The 16,506-nt window shown below is 71.1% G+C and carries 13 protein-coding genes, 1 tRNA gene and 1 riboswitch; of the genes, 7 read left to right on the top strand and 7 right to left on the bottom strand.

From position 1 onward, the window contains the following. Nucleotides 1–70: 70 nt before the first annotated feature. From ACIBBA_RS25810 to ACIBBA_RS25800, 3 genes are all read left to right on the top strand, one after another. Complete coding sequence (locus tag ACIBBA_RS25810; RefSeq protein ID WP_396700573.1) at nt 71–1,384, top strand: hemolysin family protein; 1,314 nt, start codon at nt 71–73, stop codon at nt 1,382–1,384. Continuing rightward, a complete protein-coding gene (locus tag ACIBBA_RS25805; RefSeq protein WP_396700512.1) occupies nt 1,377–2,378 on the top strand; it encodes a hemolysin family protein in 1,002 nt (333 codons plus the stop codon). The genes ACIBBA_RS25810 and ACIBBA_RS25805 overlap by 8 nt, the downstream gene beginning before the upstream one ends. Before the next feature lie 167 nt (nt 2,379–2,545). Then, on the top strand, nt 2,546–3,559 hold the full coding sequence (locus tag ACIBBA_RS25800; RefSeq protein WP_396700511.1) for an NlpC/P60 family protein: 1,014 nt from the start codon (nt 2,546–2,548) through the stop codon (nt 3,557–3,559). A gap of 66 nt (nt 3,560–3,625) precedes the next feature. On the opposite strand, the gene ACIBBA_RS25795 is transcribed toward ACIBBA_RS25800, so the two are convergent. Further along, the gene (locus tag ACIBBA_RS25795; protein ID WP_396700510.1) at nt 3,626–5,647 is read right to left on the bottom strand and encodes an N-acetylmuramoyl-L-alanine amidase; all 2,022 of its coding nucleotides are present in this window, start codon (nt 5,645–5,647) and stop codon (nt 3,626–3,628) included. Between the two features lie 239 nt (nt 5,648–5,886). Further along, nucleotides 5,887–6,022: riboswitch (cyclic di-AMP (ydaO/yuaA leader) on the top strand. Nucleotides 6,023–6,034: 12 nt separating this feature from the next. Here ACIBBA_RS25795 and ACIBBA_RS25790 point away from each other — a divergent pair. Next, nucleotides 6,035–7,075 carry an NlpC/P60 family protein gene (locus ACIBBA_RS25790; protein ID WP_396700509.1) on the top strand — a complete coding sequence of 347 codons (1,041 nt, stop codon included), beginning with the start codon at nt 6,035–6,037 and terminating at the stop codon, nt 7,073–7,075. Nucleotides 7,076–7,136: 61 nt separating this feature from the next. Here the strand turns inward: ACIBBA_RS25790 and dcd are convergent, their stop codons facing one another. Then, nucleotides 7,137–7,715, bottom strand: a complete 579-nt coding sequence (gene dcd, locus ACIBBA_RS25785; RefSeq protein ID WP_350868534.1) for a dCTP deaminase — start codon at nt 7,713–7,715, stop codon at nt 7,137–7,139. A 99-nt stretch (nt 7,716–7,814) separates the two neighbouring features. Between dcd and ACIBBA_RS25780 the strand changes: the two genes are divergently transcribed. After that, the gene (locus tag ACIBBA_RS25780) at nt 7,815–8,363 is read left to right on the top strand and encodes a pyridoxamine 5'-phosphate oxidase family protein (protein WP_396700508.1); all 549 of its coding nucleotides are present in this window, start codon (nt 7,815–7,817) and stop codon (nt 8,361–8,363) included. Nucleotides 8,364–8,436: 73 nt separating this feature from the next. Here ACIBBA_RS25780 and ACIBBA_RS25775 read toward each other — a convergent pair whose 3' ends face one another. Next, on the bottom strand, nt 8,437–9,414 hold the full coding sequence (locus ACIBBA_RS25775) for a zinc metalloprotease (RefSeq protein WP_396700507.1): 978 nt from the start codon (nt 9,412–9,414) through the stop codon (nt 8,437–8,439). Nucleotides 9,415–9,679: 265 nt separating this feature from the next. On the opposite strand from ACIBBA_RS25775, the gene ACIBBA_RS25770 reads away from it, so the two are divergent. Continuing rightward, a tRNA-Gly gene (locus ACIBBA_RS25770) sits at nt 9,680–9,753 on the top strand. 228 nt (nt 9,754–9,981) lie between these two features. Beyond that, nucleotides 9,982–10,752 carry a HEAT repeat domain-containing protein gene (locus ACIBBA_RS25765; RefSeq protein WP_396700506.1) on the top strand — a complete coding sequence of 257 codons (771 nt, stop codon included), beginning with the start codon at nt 9,982–9,984 and terminating at the stop codon, nt 10,750–10,752. A 325-nt stretch (nt 10,753–11,077) separates the two neighbouring features. Here the strand turns inward: ACIBBA_RS25765 and ACIBBA_RS25760 are convergent, their stop codons facing one another. The 4 genes from ACIBBA_RS25760 to ACIBBA_RS25745 form a co-directional block, all read right to left on the bottom strand. Further along, nucleotides 11,078–12,379, bottom strand: a complete 1,302-nt coding sequence (locus tag ACIBBA_RS25760) for an MFS transporter (RefSeq protein ID WP_396700505.1) — start codon at nt 12,377–12,379, stop codon at nt 11,078–11,080. A 12-nt stretch (nt 12,380–12,391) separates the two neighbouring features. After that, nucleotides 12,392–13,171 (bottom strand): aminoglycoside adenylyltransferase domain-containing protein, encoded by a 780-nt coding sequence (locus tag ACIBBA_RS25755; protein WP_396700504.1) that lies wholly within the window; start codon nt 13,169–13,171, stop codon nt 12,392–12,394. Between the two features lie 52 nt (nt 13,172–13,223). After that, a complete protein-coding gene (locus ACIBBA_RS25750; protein ID WP_396700503.1) occupies nt 13,224–13,982 on the bottom strand; it encodes a Stf0 family sulfotransferase in 759 nt (252 codons plus the stop codon). A gap of 101 nt (nt 13,983–14,083) precedes the next feature. Next, on the bottom strand, nt 14,084–16,444 hold the full coding sequence (locus ACIBBA_RS25745) for a FlgD immunoglobulin-like domain containing protein (RefSeq protein ID WP_396700502.1): 2,361 nt from the start codon (nt 16,442–16,444) through the stop codon (nt 14,084–14,086). Between the last annotated feature and the right edge of the window lie 62 nt (nt 16,445–16,506).

Below are 16,506 nucleotides of genomic sequence, written 5' to 3'. Positions count from 1 at the left end.
CCTGGGGCCGCCGTGGAACAATCGCGCCCGAGGTGAGGCGATCATCGACGGCCTGCTATTGATCACGCTGCTGCCCCTGGTCGGCTTCGCCGCGCTGACCGCCGGCAACGCGTTCTTCGTCGCGGCCGAGTTCGCGCTGGTCACCGTCGACCGGGCCGAGATCGACCGGCGGGCCGAGGCCGGCGACGCCCCGGCTGCGGGTGTCCGCCGGGCGTTGCGCGAACTCTCCTTCCAGCTCTCCGGCGCGCAGCTCGGCATCACCATCACCGCGCTGCTCACCGGCTACCTGGCCGAGCCCGCCCTGGCCCGGATCTTCACCCCGGTGCTGCGTCCCCTCGCCGGGGACGCCACCGAGCGGTTCACCCCCTTCCTCGCCCTCGCGCTGGCCACCCTGATCTCCATGCTCTTCGGCGAGCTGGTCCCGAAGAACCTCGCGCTGGCCCGGCCGATGCCGACCGCGCTGGCCACCGCCGGCCCGATGCGCGGCTTCTCCCGGACCTTCGGCTGGCTGATCCGGGGGCTCAACGGGTCGGCGAACCGGCTGGTCCGGGCGCTCGGCGTGGAGCCGCAGGAGGAGTTGGCGAGCGCCCGGTCACCGGAGGAGCTGGGCCTGCTCGCGGCCATCTCGGCCCGGGCCGGCGCACTGCCGCCGGACACCGCGATGCTGCTGCGCCGGACCATCCGGTTCGGCGACAAGCGGGCCGCCGAGGCGATGACCCCACGCGTCGACGTGGTCGCGCTGCGCGCGTCCGCCAGCGTGGCCGAGCTGCTGGCCCTTTCCCAGCAGACCGGGCGGACCCGCTTCCCGGTCTACGAGGAGACCCTCGACCTGGTCACCGGTGTCGCCGGGGTGCCGGACGCGCTCGGCGTGCCGCTCGGCCGGCGGGCGGGCACCACGGTCGGCTCGGTGGCCCGTGAACCGGTGTACGTGCCGGAGAGCCTCGACCTCGACGGTGTGCTGGCCGCGCTGCGGGCCGCCGGCGCCGACCTGGCCATCGTGGTCGACGAGTACGGCGGTACGGACGGCGTGGTCACCGTCGAGGACCTGGTGGAGGAGCTGGTCGGCGAGATCGCGGACGAGTTCGACCCGGCCGCGGTGGCTGACGCCGCTCCGGGTGAGCTGACCGTGCCGGGCGGTGAGCGCACCCTGCTCGTGGACGGTGTGCTGCGCTCCGACGAGCTGGCCGAGCGGACCGGGTTCCGCCTGCCCGAGGGGCCGTACGAGACGCTGGCCGGCTTCCTGATGGCCCGGCTGGGGCACATCCCGGTGGCCGGTGAGACGGTCGAGGCGCGCGGCTGGGAGTTCACCGTGGTCGAGGTGGAGAGGCACCGGATCGAGCAGGTCCGGGTGGTCCTGCCCGAGGAGCCGGACGGCGATGGCTGAGCTGCTGTTGACCGTGCTGCTGCTGCTCGGCAACGGGTTCTTCGTGGGCAGCGAGTTCGCGCTCATCGCGTCCCGGCGTACGGTGCTCGAACCGCTCGCCGCCAGCTCGCAGCGGGCCCGCTGGGCGCTCTCGGCGATGAACCAGATCCCGCTGATGATCGCCGGGGCTCAGCTCGGCATCACGGTCTGCTCGCTCGGGCTCGGGGCGATCGCCGAACCGGCGCTCGCCCACCTGCTGGAATCGCCGTTCCACGCGGCCGGGCTGCCGGAGCGGGCGGTGCACCCGGTGGCCTTCGTGCTCGCCCTCGGCGTGGTGGTCTTCCTGCACACGGTGGTCGGCGAGATGGTGCCGAAGAACATCACCCTGGCCGGGCCGGAGCCGTCGGCGCTCTGGCTGGGCCCGGCGATGCTCGCCTTCTGCGTGGCGACCAAACCGCTGCTGCTGGCCATGAAGTGGGCCTCCCGGCAGGTGTTGCGGTTCTGGCGGATCGAGGCGACCGACTCGGTCAAGACGGTCTTCACCGCCGAGGAGCTGGCCGGGCTGGTCTCCCAGGCGCGTACCGAGGGGCTGCTCGACGCCGAGGAGCACGCCCGGATCACCGGGGCGCTCGCCCTGCACAGCCGGACGGCGGCCGACGCCCTGCAACCGTGGTCGACCGTGGTGACGGTGGCCGAGGACGTCTCGCCCGCGTCGCTGGAGGTGCTGGCCACCGGCACCGGCCGGTCGCGCTTTCCGGTGGTGGAACGGGCCACCCGCCGGGTGCTCGGCTTCGTGCACGTCAAGGACGTGCTCGGGTACGCCGGACCGGGCCGCCGGGCCCCGGTGCCGATCGAGGTCTACCGGCCGCTGGCGGTGGTGCCGCCGGACCGTACGCTCGCCGACCTGCTGCTCGCGATGCGCCGCGAGCGGCGGCACATGGTGCTGGTCAGCGACGGCCGCCGCCCGCTCGGCGTGGTGACGCTCGACGACGTATTGACCGCCATCGTTGGATGATCCGCCAACACCCTTGGTGTGCAAGCGGTTGCGCCAGCGTGACGACGCGCGGACTCACCTTGATTCCGCTCCGGCGCTTCCCTATCGTGGGGCACCGACCGCTGTGGGTCGTCTGCCTCGCCGCTTCCCCTCTGCGAGGCGCCCGGCGGTCGGTTGCAAAGGAGTCGGTGCCGGTGGCAACCATGCCCCCCCATCGTCACGCACCGGGACGATCCGTCCGTCCGGGTGGCCTGCGCCGGGTCGCCCACCGCCTGCTCATTCTGGTCGCTGCCGCGGCCGTCGGTGCCGGCATGCTCGCCGCACCGGCGCATGCGGAGCCCACGGTCGACGAGATCGAGGCACAGATCGACAAGCAGTGGGAGCAGTTGGAGCCCACCATCGAGCAGTACAACAAGGTGCGGGCGCAGCTGAAGGTCAACCGGAAGAAGTCGGCTGACCTGGAGAAGAAGATCGAGCCGCTCGCGTTGCAGAGCGAGCTGGCCATGAGCCGGGTCGGCGACCTCGCCTCCCGCTACTACATCGACGGTCCGTCGCAGGACATCGGCGCGCTGCTGGTCAGCGCCAAGCCGAGCACCCTCACCGAGCAGCTCACCATGCTTGACCGGCTGGCCAAGCAGGAGCGCAAGGAGGTCGAGGGGGTGCTCAAGGTCCGCGCGAAGTTCGACGCGGAGAAGCAGAAGCTCGACGCGCTGATCGCCACCCAGGTCAAGCAGCAGGACGAGCTGGCGGCGAAGAAGAAGAAGATCGACGCCGAGATCAAGCGGCTCGAGAAGACGCTGCCGGTGACCACGGTCAAGACGGCGGCGTGCCCGACCGTCAACGGCGTGGTCAGCGCGGCCGCCCGGACCGCGATCAAGACCGCCTGTCAGCAGGTCGGCGACCCGTACGTCTGGGGTGCCACCGGGCCGAACTCGTTCGACTGCTCCGGCCTGACCCAGTACGCCTACAAGGCCGCCGGGATCAGCCTGACGCACTTCACCGGCGCACAGTGGAACGAGGGCAAGGCCATCCCGCGCTCCGAGGCGCGCCCCGGTGACCTGGTCTTCTTCTTCAGCGACCTGCACCATGTCGGCCTCTATCTGGGCAACGACAAGATGGTGCACGCGCCGCGGGCCGGTAAACCGGTCCAGGTGGCGAGCATCAACAACATGCCGGTCGCCGGGTTCCGCAGACCCAGCTGATCCATCCGTGCCACGACGAGGGCCCCCGGTCGAATCGACCGGGGGCCCTCGCGTACGTGCCGACGGCTAGCGGGGCGCGCCCAGCGGTGACGGGAGCAGCAGCACGTCGTCCAGGTTGACGTACATGACCCGGTGGCCGAACTGGATCTGCGCGTACCGCAGGTCACCGCGGATGACGGTCCAGTCGCCGGGCGACGACCCGTCGAACGTGACCGCCCGGTAGTACTCGCTCGGCACGATCCCGCCGAGGGCGTACCGCTGCCCGGCGGCGAAGGTGTACTGCAACGGCGAGATCGTCTGGTAGGGCACCCCGGCCGGATAGGCCGCCTGCTCCGGGTAGGCCCGCCCGTAGACCGGCACGGTCGCCTTCCCCGGCCGGGGAGTCACCACGAAGCCGGTGGCCCACTTCGCGGTCCGCGCCGCGGCGGGGTTGTGGAACCACGCCTTCTGGCCGAGGTACCAGATCGCCGTCCAGTCGCCGCGCACCTCGGCCACCGCGTACGTCTGCCCCGCCGAGGCGCGGGCGCCGTGGTCCGAGATGTACATGGTGTCCGGTGTGCCGTCCGGCCGCTCACCGAGGTCGTTGACGAGCGGCGCGTCGTGGCTGGGCGCGCTGTGCAGGACCACCGCGGACGAGCCGCGCAGCGGGCAGGGCTCGGCCGGCGGCGGCGGGGTCGGCACGCCGGGCGGCTGCTGGTTGCACCCGATGAAGGCCGGCCGGTTGGTGGTGACGTCCGGGTCGATGGTGACCAGGCCGGTCCAGGCCGTGCCGGTGGTCCGGAACGGCGCCCTGAGCAGGTCGAAGTAGTGCGACCAGTCCCAGTAGGGGCCCGGGTCCCAGTGCATCCCGGCGACGGTGGACGCCACCGTGCCGGGGACGTTGTCGTGCCCGATGATGTGCTGCCGGTCCAGCGGGATGTTGAACCGCAGCGCCAGGTGCCGCACGAGCTTCGCCGAGGCGCGGTACATCGCCTCGGTGTACCAGGTGCCGTGCCCGGCGAAGCCCTCGTGCTCGATGCCGATGGACTTCGCGTTGACGTACCAGTTGCCGGCCTGCCAGCCGACGTCCTTGGCCTTGATGTGCTGGGCGACGTGCCCGTCCACCGAGCGCAGCGTGTAGTGCCAGCCCAGGTAGTCGGCCTGCTGCACCAACCCGACGCTGGGGCCGTAGTAGCCCTCGGTGTCGTGGATGACGATGTACTCCAGCTTCTGCTGCGCCGGACGGTTGCCCAGGTCGTGGTTGCCGTAGTCGCCGGCGCCCGGGCCGTACTTCTCGTACGGCGCCGGGATCCACTCGCAGCCGAGGCCGACCGGGCACTCCAGCCCGTCCGGCCGCTCCGCCCGACGCAGCCCGAGCCGGTGCAGCCCGGACTGGTCGGCGCTGACCGCCTGGGCGGTGAGGGTGACCTGGTGCCCGTCGTCGGTGCGGCGGCTCGCGCCGGAGCGGAGCTGGTCGTACACCTCGTCGGCGAAGGCCGCGGCGGTCTCCTCGGTGTCGGCGCCCGAGTAGCGGGCGACCGCGCCGTACCAGGCGGCCGGGTCGGTGCTCGCGCCGACCGGTCCGCCGAGCTCCCGCTGGTACGCGGCGAGCAGCGCGGCACCGCCGCGGATGTTGGTGGCCGGATCGGATCGGAGGGCGTCGACGTTCGCGCCGGTGAGCGCGGCGGCGGCCTGCAGGGTCTGCACCGCGGCGGCGAGCGGGGCGTTCCTGCTCGCCGCCGCGTCGGCCGGTGCGGCGACGGTGAACGGTCGGGACTCGTCACCGCGCGGGTCCTCGTGCGCGTCGACGTGGAAGCCTGCGGGCTGCGACGTGACGTGCGCGACGTCGGTCAGGTGCAGCGGCCCGAAGCCGCCGCTGGTGCTCGGCGTGCCGGCGTGGGTGTCCCAGCGGGACTCCAGGTACGAGACGCCGAGCAGGACGTTCTCCGGTACGCCGTACTCCGCCGCCGCGGCGGAGTACTGCTGCTGGCGGTCGTCGGGCGGCGCGGCCGCGGCCGGGACGCCACCGAGTGGCACGGCTGTCGTGGCCGTGACCACGGCCGCGGTGAGCAGGGCGAGTCTGCTCCTCGACAGGGTTGAACGGTGCATCGAACCCCCCAGGTCGGACGGGTAGGGATGGGGTCACCTTGGCCCCGCCGCGACCACTGCGTCAATACCTTTCCATCTATCAACATTCACGGAAGGAAATCTTCATGACGGACCGAGGGTGCGCCACCGCGACCCGGGTACGGAGTGTCACGGCCCCATGGGTTGCGGATCGATAACGACCATCTCTACTCTGGTCATTCGTCGGCCCGCCAACAGTTCCGTCCAGCCGGGGCGGTAACGGTCCGACACCGCCGAGTCGCTCGCGAGCGAGCCGGGGACCCAGGTTTCCGGGGTGAATCCGCAGTCACTGCGGTAGGGCGCCCACCTTCCCGCCCGAACCCGTCAGCTAACCCGGTAGGCGGTCAGGAAGAAGGAGTCCGGAGCCCGGTGGCCCACCATGCCCCGCGGCCTCCGTCCGAGTGGCCGGCGACAGCCGGTCCGGCGACGGTTGCGCCGCGCTCACGCTGGTCCCGCTTCACCCTCATTCTCGCCGCACTGCTCGGCGTCGCCGTCGTCCTGACCGGTGGCGCCAAAGCGGCCCACGCCGACCCGTCGGTCGCCGAGATCGAGCGCCAGATCGACGAGGACTGGAACAAGCTCGAACCCATCATCGAGCGGCACAACGCCACCCGGCAGGACCTCGCCGCCAAGCGCAAGCAGGCCGACGCGCTGGGTGCCCGGATCAAGCCGCTGCAACTCCAGGTCGACCAGGCCATGGACAAGGTCAGCGCGCTCGCGGTACGCGCGTACAAGGGCGAGAACGTCCTCACCATCAACGCCGTGCTCGGCAGCCAGAACCCGAGCGAGGTGGTCGGGCAGCTCGAGCTGCTCGACCGGTTCGCCCACAACCAGCAGCAGGACGTGCAGCAGGTGGCCAACCTGCGCGACCAGCTGGCCCGGCAGAAGGCGCCGCTCGACGAGATGGTCGCCCAACTCACCCGGACCGAGGCCCAGCTCGCGGCCAAGAAGAAGCAGATCAACGCCGAGATCGACCGGCTGCAGAAGCTCCGGATCAAGGTGTACGGCAACGGCGGCGGCGGTTCGCTGCGGCCCGCCCCCTGCCCGGCCACCTATCCGGGTGGGGCCGCCGGCACCGCGGTCAAGTTCGCCTGCGCTCAGATCGGCAAGCCCTACGTCTGGGGCGCCGAGGGCCCAAACTCGTACGACTGCTCCGGCCTGATGCTCGCCGCCTGGGCGAAGGCCGGGGTCTCGCTGCCGCACAACGCGGCGCAGCAGAGCCGGGTGACCAAGAACGTCAGCCGAGCCGACCTGCGCCCCGGTGACCTGGTCTTCTACTACAGCGACATCCACCACGTCGGCATGTACGTCGGTGGCGGTTGGGTGGTGCACGCCTCCCAGGCCGGCGTACCGGTCAAGATGAAGAAGGTCGACGACGGCCCGATCCACAGCTACGGCCGACCCGGCTGATCCGCGTACCTGAGAGAAGGGCCCGCTCCGGCAACGGAGCGGGCCCTTCGTCGTGCGGGGATCAGCGGGTGGGCCAGGCGCGCCAGTTCTGCCAGGAGCGGCTCGGGGTCGGGCCCCGCTGGCCCTGGTAGCGCGAGCCGTAGACGGCCGAGCCGTACGGGTGCTCGGCCGGCGAGGAGAGCCGGAAGATGCAGAGCTGCCCGATCTTCATGCCCGGCCAGAGGGTGATCGGCAGGTTGGCCACGTTGGACAGCTCCAGCGTCACGTGGCCGGAGAAGCCCGGGTCGATGAAGCCGGCGGTGGAGTGGGTCAGCAGGCCCAGCCGGCCGAGGCTCGACTTGCCCTCCAGCCGGCCGGCGAGCTGCTCGCCGAGCGAGATCACCTCGAGGGTCGAGGCGAGCACGAACTCCCCCGGGTGCAGCACGAACGGCTCCCCGTCGGGCACCTCGACCACCGAGGTCAGGTCGTCCTGCTGCATCGCCGGATCGATGTGGGTGTAGAGGTGGTTGTTGAAGACCCGGAAGAGCCGGTCGAGGCGTACGTCGATGCTCGACGGTTGCACCAGGGTGGGCTCGAACGGCTCCAACCCGAGCGTGCCGGCCTTGATCTCGGTGACCAGGTCGCGGTCGGAGAGCAGCATCGGACCACCATAGCGAGGCCCGCCAGGAAGGCCGGATCCGGTGCCGGTGACCAGCGCGTCGCGGTCGCTCCTCGTACATTTGTTCGATAGAATGTCGGCATGGCTTCCTGGTCCGAATTCGCCGCTGACGAGCCCCGCCTCGCCAACGGGATCCGCGTTCTCCTGCAGCAGTACGGTCCGGGCTTCGGCTACCTGGCCACGGTCCGCGCCGACGGCGGGCCCCGGGTGCACCCGGTGTCGCCGGTGATCACCGACGAGGGGCTCTTCTGCTTCGTCATCGACTCGCCCAAACGGCGCGACCTCGAGCGCGACGGGCGCTACGCGCTGCACTCGTTCCCGCCGGAGGAGAGCGACGACGAGGCCTACGTCGCCGGCCACGCCCGACCGGTCACCGATCAGGCCCGGGTGGCCCGGCTGGCCGCGAGCGCCGGGGCGGCGCCGCAGGTCGACTGGCGGCTCTTCGAGTTCACCGTCGACGTGGCGATGCTGGCCCGGCGTGACTCGGGCAGCGCCGGCGGGCCCGCCGAGAGCTTCGGCCGCCCCGCCGTCCAGGTCTGGCTCGATCCGCACGCCGCCGACCGGCCGGCCGCGCCGACGCCGGTGCTGGCCGGCGCCGCCCGATGCGACGCCCACCGCTCGGCCGCCTGAGCACATCCTGGGGAGGAATAAGCCGGTGCCGGCCCCGTCGCGACGGGGCCGGCACCGGTGGTACGCGGAGCGGCTACGCGGCGCGGTAGGCGTTCCACGCGGTCAGCATCCGGCTCGCCTGCCCAGCGGTGAACTGGTACATGCACGAGTCGTAGGTGTAGTCCATGAAGTTGGTGATCGGATCCAGGCCGGTCGCGGTGCAGGTGTCCCGACCGGTCGGGCACTGGTAGGCCGGCGAGGCCTCGGCCGGGGTGTCGCTGACGCTGTCGCCCTGGCCGCCACAGCCACCCTGGAAGGTGTGGTAGAGGTTCAGCCAGTGGCCGACCTCGTGGGTGCCGGTGTCGCCCTGGTTGTAGTTGGTGGAGGTCCCGCCGGGCAGCGACTCGCCCAGCACGACCACGCCGTCCGTGCTGCTCAGCTTCCGCTGCGGGAACGTCGCCCAGCCCAGCAGGTCGTCGCTGAGCTCGCCCAGGTAGACGTTGAGGGTGTTCTTGCCGCCTTCGCGCAGCGCGGTCTTCATCTGCCGCTCGGCCGACGAGCCGTAGACGATCGGGTACCAGGCCGGGTTGGTCACCCGGTTGATCTTCGTCAGTTGGAAGCCGAAGGCGGTCGCCGCGCCACCGGTGCCGCCGGCGTAGGCCTGGTTCAGCACGCTGATCTGCGAGTTGATCATCGAGTCCGGGATGTTGCCGCCGGCGCGGGTGCTGTCCCGCTGGATCACGTGCACGATGACCGGGATGGTGATGGCGGCCAGCGGGGCGGCGCCGGCCCGCTTGTTGCTGCGCTCCCGCAGCGCGGCGGCCAGGTCTGCCTCCCGCTCCTGGGCCTGCTTGACGGTCAGCTCGTTGGGTTCGTGCTTGGTCGCGCCGCCCGCCTTGACGCGGGCGTCCGAGTGGACGTCGGCCGGCTCCGAGCAGGTCTCGGCAGGGGCGGCGGCGAAGGCCGAAGCGGCCGGAACGACGCCCACCGCGGCGGTGCTGAGCAGCAGCGCGAGGGTCGTCGACGCGACACCGGCGGCACGCCGGGTCAGCAGGTTGGGACGAAGTCCCATGGGCCCACCTCTTTCTGTCGGCGTGGCAGGGGGTGTGTCACGCCGTGGCTGAAACGTGTGGCCGACGTTACAACCGATCGACAGATTTGAGAACGCCCATACCTTGTCGTGGGGAAACTTCTTCCTGCCCGTGTGCCGGTGACCGGCCCGGCCGGGTCATCGACCGCCTCCGCCGCCCGCCCCGCCGAACGGGCGTCCGGCGCGCCTCGCGCCGAGGGGTACCTGGGTGCACGGGGCTGGTGACTCAGGTACAGTGGTGCCGCTTGCGGGTGTAGTTCAATGGCAGAACATCAGCTTCCCAAGCTGACAGTGCGGGTTCGATTCCCGTCACCCGCTCCACGCGAAAGGCCCTGGTCAGGACGCGAGTCCCGGCCGGGGCCTTCGACGTTCCCCAGGCCATGCGCAGGTGGCTGGCGATCCACCGGCCACCCGGCACGCTTCCTACCTGTCGTCCTGCCTCGGCCTTCGGCCTGTCCGAGCGGTCAGCCGCCGCCTTCTCGCTGATCTAGGTTGTCTTCTATGCCAGACCGATCCTGGGAGCTGACTCACCGTGACCGCGAGGTTCGGTTGGACGCACTGCGTGCTCTCTTGGCTGGGGCGGAGAGAGGGGACGCGGCCTCGAAGCAGGTCCTCAAGGAGATCGTGACCGGGTACCGGAACTTCGACCCCGAGATCTACTCCCGTGCCTTGAATCTCCTCGTGCTGTTCGGTGACGAGTCGCTGGCCGAAGCGCTCCTTGCCGCGCTTGCCGACCAGGAGTACGGATGCCAGGCGTGGGCCGCGAGCGGCTGCGGGATCCTGCGCCTTCAGGCGGCCGCCCCGGTGTTGATCGACCTACTTCGCCACCCGGATGCTCTCGTCCGCGAGAGCGCCTGCGAAGCTCTGGGAGAGATCCGCGACCCCACCACGATCACGCCCCTCGCGCAGGTGCTCGACGACCCAGCCGAGCACGTCAGAGCCGCTGCCGCGTACGCCCTGGCTGACATCGGTGACGACGACGCGATCGAGCAATTGTGGACTGCGCTGGAGTCGCCCCGCCGGCCCGTGCGTGCCGGCTACCTGTCGGCCGCGCTGGCCCGCCCTGGCACCCAGACGCTCGACCGCCTGATCCAGGCGACCTCACACGACGACCCGGAAGTGCGCTTCTGGGCAGCACGAGCACTCGGCGCTACCGGTGACGATCGAGCCGAGGAACTGTTGACGCACCTCGCGGCCGAGGACCACGCCACGGTGCGAACCGGCGCGCACGTCAGTACCGCGGCCAAGAAGGCGCTGAAGACGCTGCGGAACATCCGCGAACACCGGCGGAAGGCACGCGCCCGAGCGCCGCGCGGATGATCTCGTTCTGGTGTTGCGGGTTGGCGGTGCCGACGGAATCGCAGGCGTTTCGGGCATCACAGTCGGTTCAGCGTGTCCTGCCGAACTGACGGTTCGGGCCGATCAAGGCTCCCGCGGCAGGGAAGCTGCGGCGGCGAGAGCCTCCGCGATGCACTCGTAGTCCTTCACCAGGGGGCCGACCAAGCGCGGTTCGGGCTCGAGCGCCTCGACCAGCCCACGTACCAGATCGCGAATCCTGGCCTCGTGCGACGGCCGACGGATGCGAGGGTGTCGCCGATGGAAGCTGTCCCAGCGGTGGAAGCCGATGTCGACGAGGCGCTCGCGGTCATCGGGTGAGGCGACCGGACATCCCTGATTCCACAGCTTCGCCAACGCCACCAGTGCGGCTGCGTGAGCCGGGTTGGTCATCTCGCCGCTCCGTTGCTTCCGATGGGTGGGCCGCCGGCACCGCGGGGGCGGATGCGATCCCGGCACGGTGCCGCCACGCGTCGACGGCGAGCACCGCGAGCGCGGCCAGGGTCAGGAGCCCGCCGATCAGCGCCAGCAGCCGCGGCCCCGGGCCGGGCAGCAGGATGCCGCCGAGCAGCGACCCGGCGGCGATGCCGGCGTTGAAGGCGGTGCTGACGCCGGCCGACGCGAGATCGGTGCTGCCGGGGGCGAGCTGCAGCATCCGGTTCTGGACGGCGGTGGCGAACGCCGCGTAGGCGATGCCGATGCCGGCGAGCAGGACAACCGTGGCGGGTCGGAGCGCGCCGAGCGCGTACAGGCCGAGCAGGGATGCCGTGCCGATGCTCAGCGGTGTCAGCAGCGACGCGGTCGGGTGGGTGTCGAGGGTGCGGGCCACGATGATCGTGCCGACCACGCCCGCCGCGCCGGAGACGAAGAGCAGTGGCGCCAGCGCGGCGTCGGTGAAGCCGCTGACGTCGAGCAGGAGCGGCGTGACGTAGGTCTGCAGGATCAGGAAGCCGCCGACGCCGACGGCGGTCGCGATCAGGAGCATCGCGAAGCGCCGCGCGTCGGGCGAGGTGCCCCGGGCGGCGCCGCCGGACTCCGGCGAGTAGGACGGGATCAGCACGACGACCACGGCGGCAGCCACCACGCCGATCCCGGCCATGACCGCGAACGCGGCCCGCCAGCCGGCCTGCTGCCCGAGCCAGGTGCCGGCCGGAACCCCGAGCACCGGGGCGAGCGCCGCCCCGGTCGAGAACAGCGCCACCACCCGACCGCGTACCGCGACCGGAAAGAGGCCGGTCACGGCGGGCGAGACGACGGACCAGAACAGCGCCTGGGTGAGCGCGGTGACGAGACGGGCGCCGGCCAGCACGGCGTACGTCGACGCGAACGCGGCCACGGCGTTCGCGGCGGCGAACAGGAGCATGGTGACGCCGAGCAGTTGACGGCGGGGAACCCGTTGGGTCAACCGGGCCAGCGGCACGGATGCCAGCACGACCACCACGGCGTACCCGCTGACCAGCAGGCCCACCTGCGATCGTGAGCGGTCGAGATCGGGCGCGATGAGGGTGAGCAGACCGATCGGCAGCAGCTCGGTCGTGATGAACGCGAACGCGGTGAGGGACAGGACGACAAGGGCTGCCGAGGCCCTGCGCGGCGAAACCTCCGGTGCCAACTTCTGCCTTTCTCAGGACGACGCGAAGCGGCGCCAGGCGTCGTCGGCGACCGCGTTGACGCTGTCGGCTGCGGCGGCGAGGTCTGCGGCGGTGAACCGTTCCGCCTCGCCCACACGCCAGCGGACCGCTCGATACGCGAGATCCGCGTACTCGGGGAACAACTGCGCGAGATAGTCGCCTGCCGTGGCCTTCGAGATGATGTCACCGTGGGCCAGCGTGTAGTGCGACCGCGCGGGCCCGAGCACGAACCAGCTCACCGTCGCGCCGTCCATGACCTCGTCGGGAGCCACGTCGGCCAGCGCTGACGGAATCGACGCCGCTGTCGACTGCCAGTACTCCCGCAGGTTGTCGAGGTTGTAGCGGCGTACCTGCTCCGGGTCGACCCGTACCTCCAGCTCCGCGACAGCCGGGCCACGGACCGGGATGCCGTATCGCTGCAAGGTCAGCCACAGCACCGGCGTCAGTTCACCGCAGGGCATGTCGGTCTTGAGCTCGCCGTCGACCACGAACGGGACGCTTCGCCGGTCACTCGGCCATGACCGCGCCAGCGCGGGCTCCAGATAGACACCGTCGAGATGGGGTTGGCGAGGCATCTCGGCATGGATTCGCGCGAGCTGGGCGAGGTCGTCGACTGTCGCCGGGCGCGAGGTCATGACCACCATGTCGACGTCGCTGGCCCCGGGCTGCCAGGCGCCGAGCGCGGCCGACCCGACGAGGTAGAGGCCGCGCACGTAACCCGGCAGTGCCTCATCGACCGCCCGGAGATAACCCTGCGTCCGCTCCTCGACCACGGGGGTGACCGTAGCAACCAAAGCTCGGGGCGGACATCCGCTTCCCACGGCGTCATGGCTCCTGGTGTCGGTATCGGTCGATCCACTGCTGGTTGAGCTCGTCGGCCTGGCGTTGGTGTCGGGCGGCGATCGTGCTTCCGGCCGGCATGTCGAGCCCGAGGAAGTCGACAACGCGGCGCGTCGTGGTGAGCATGTCCGCGTCGAGTTCCTCGTATCGCACGACGTACGGCTCGATCCCCCACGAGGCGAACCAGGCCTCCCAGGCCGCGTTGTGCTCGCTGATCACCTCGATGAAGTGACCGATGCCGTCCGCGTCGAACCGGGGCGCCTGCCCGTTGCCGGCGCTGCCGCTGATCTCTCCGTTGCCACCGACGAACCACTTGGCGGTCTGCTCCGCGCGTAGCCACGACACGGCCTGGGCCACGAGGTCCTCGCGGCGCAGGAAGACGAAGCGGGTACGGCCGAAAGCTTTCTCCAGTAGCGCGAGGTCGTCGCCGCTGAGGTGCGGGTGGACCGCCGCGAGCTTGCCGACGAGTTCGTCCAGGGTGCCCCACATCAGCTTCGCGCCGAACACGCCGTTGTCGGTCCGCCCGGTGGCCAGTGCGGCCCGGACGTAGTCCGCATAGTCGAACCCGCCTTCGGCGGTGCGGGCGAGCTGCCACCGGTCGGCCCACATCGGCTCGTCGGGTGCGCGGAAGTAGGCCTGCGGTTGACCGGCGACCCCGCTGGACTCCAGCAGCCCCAGCAGCAGCGAACTCCCGGTGCGCGGGGTGGCGCAGACGAAGTAGGAGTCGGTGGATTCCGAAGGCATGACCGCAGATAAATGCAGCGGGGCGGTGGCCCGCAACTGAATTCGTCAGTCGCCGACACCGGGGCCCCTCCTTTTCGGAGCGGGCCCCGGTTCGACTTCGATCAGCTCGCGTGAGGTGACGAGTGGGCGGTCGAGTTCACCCGGAAGCGGTTCCGGCCCGGCCACTCGCGCACGAGTCGCACCGTTCCGGTGGTGGTGAGGGCCGCGCCCTGACCGTCGGCCGCCGTGGCGGTCAGCGTCCAGGTGTAGGCGCCGTTGGGCACCACCCGCCCGGAGCCGTCCGTGCCGTTCCACGCGGTGGCCACCAGGCCGCGGGCCAGGCCACCGGAGAGGGTACGGACGGTCGCGCCGGTGGCCTGGTTCCGGATCACGAGCGTCCAGGAGGCGGCCGGCCTGTTCAGCCACCACTTCGGGGTCCATTGCCGGGTGCCTCCCCTGACGTCCACCGACGTGGCGACGGTGGCGTCGAGCTGGGCGAGGGGCGAGACCGGCACGCCGCTCGGCACCAGGTGGATGCCGCCGTCGGCGCCGACGTGGGCGATCAACCCTGTGTACGGGTCGACGTCCCAGGGACGCCACGACGCGAACTCCCCGGCGGTGTGCGACACCGGCGTACCGCTGCGCACGTCGGTCACCTTCAGCTGCCCGTCCGCCTCCGACGCGACGAAGCCGTCACCCAGCCTTGCCCGCGACCAGGCCGACCCGGAAACGAGCGTCAGCTTCGTCTTCTTGACCGTGTCGTAGACGCCCTGGCCCGCCGCCGAGCCCACGCAGGTCCACAGCAGCCACCGCCCGACGGCCTGGAGGTCATCCAGCAGACACATGGGCCCGAACCACACCTGAGCACCCCGCTGCCCGGTCAGCAGGTCGACCGGGACCACCGTGTCGTTGCCGTCGCGCACCCACAACGTGGTGCCCCACATCGCCTCTACCGTGTCGGTGGTCTTGTACACGCTGAGCCGGTTGTTGAGGTCGACGATCTGAGTTTCCGCTCCAGGGTCGTTGGCCGGCGCGGTAAGAGCGGCGAAACGGCCGCTGACGGCCGCCACCGACTGGTAGACGCGGGAAGCATCGATGCGCGTACCGGGCAGGGGCTCGGTGGGCTCCAGGAGGTGGGGCTGCTGGTCGACCGCAGGATTGCCCCAGGCGCCCGCCACGACCGTCCGGCCGTCACCGGTGTCGTGCAGGCTCGGGCAGGCCAGGGTGTCGCAGCTGGCGGGGACGGGGCCGCGGTCGACACGCGGCCCGACCGTGAGGGAGCCGGTCACGCCGATGTCCCGGGTATGGAGGTAGCGCCAGCCCTGCGAAAGGTCGGTCTCCATGGTGTTCAACCGGCCCTGCGTGAAGGTCAGCCCGTCCGCCGCCTGGATGATCGGCTGCGGGTACGCCTCGGCGACCCTGCGGACCGCCACCTCACCGTCGTCGGCGGCCTCGAGGAGGGAGACTCCCCACTGGTCCCAACCGGTGCCACCGGGAACCAGGAGCGCGCCGTCGGGGGTCGGCATCGGGGTGTGCGACGAACGGGCCAGCAGCGTCTTACGCGTGGTGCCATCGAGAGCGACGACCTCGACCCGCCGGACCGGCAGGAGGTAGCTGGGGCTGCCCAGGGAGGCGTCGTACCGAGACACGATCAGCGTCTCGCCGACCATGCCCAGCAGTTGCGCGTCACCGGTCAGCGGCACCGTTCGGGGGGTGGCGGTCAGGTCGGCGCGTGAGTGGATGAAGACGACGCCGTCCTGCCACCAGAGCAGGTGCGTGGGGGTGAGCGCGGCAAGGCCCGGGCTCGCGTTCTGGCGATACGGCAGCGGGATCAACCGGCCCTGGTCCGCATCGAGCCAGCCGACGTGCCCGCCGGCGCTCGTCCGGTACTGCACCACCTGTCCGTGCGCGTCGGCCAGCGGGGAGAGGCTCTTGAACGTCACGAGGACACCGGCGGGGACACCCTGCACCGGGCGTTGGGTGACGCGACCGTCGTCATGAGTGTCGAGCAGGTGCCAGGTGGTGTCGGCGCTCAGGAAGTTTCCCGTCCTGGTCACGACCGTCCAACCGAGCGTGCTGACGTACTGGTGGCCGGTGGGTAGTACCACCGTGCGAGAGCGCCCGCTCGACATGTCCCGCAGCGCCACGCTCCTGGCGGTGGAGTCGTGGTGGGCGACGATGTCGGAACCCGCACCGAAGTCCGGGACGGAACCGCCCTGCGCGGCGGACGGGTCAACCACCGTGTCGACGCCGGCGTAGCTCGTCCACAGGTGGCCGCGTCCGTACTCGTAGCGAAGGAACCCGGAGGGACCGGCGCTCAGCAGGGCCGTCTGGGGGCGCAGGGCGATGCTGGCGGGGATGACCACCTCGCCGGCGACCGGGTCGGCGTGCGCGGGGCCGGCGGTCAGCGGGACCAGGCCCGCGGCCAGCATGATCGACATTGCGGCGGCGACACTGGCGCGTACGGGCGCACGTCTGGCCACGCTCGTCCTTTCTCAAGACAGCAGGTGAAGGCTGCGGAAAAGGCTGTCCTGCTGGCACACCG

The sequence above is a fragment of the Micromonospora sp. NPDC051006 genome (genome assembly GCF_044456245.1).
GTDB lineage: Bacteria > Actinomycetota > Actinomycetes > Mycobacteriales > Micromonosporaceae > Micromonospora.
The sequence above is the reverse complement of the archived record's forward strand: the minus strand, read 5'-3'. Positions and strand labels throughout refer to the sequence as shown.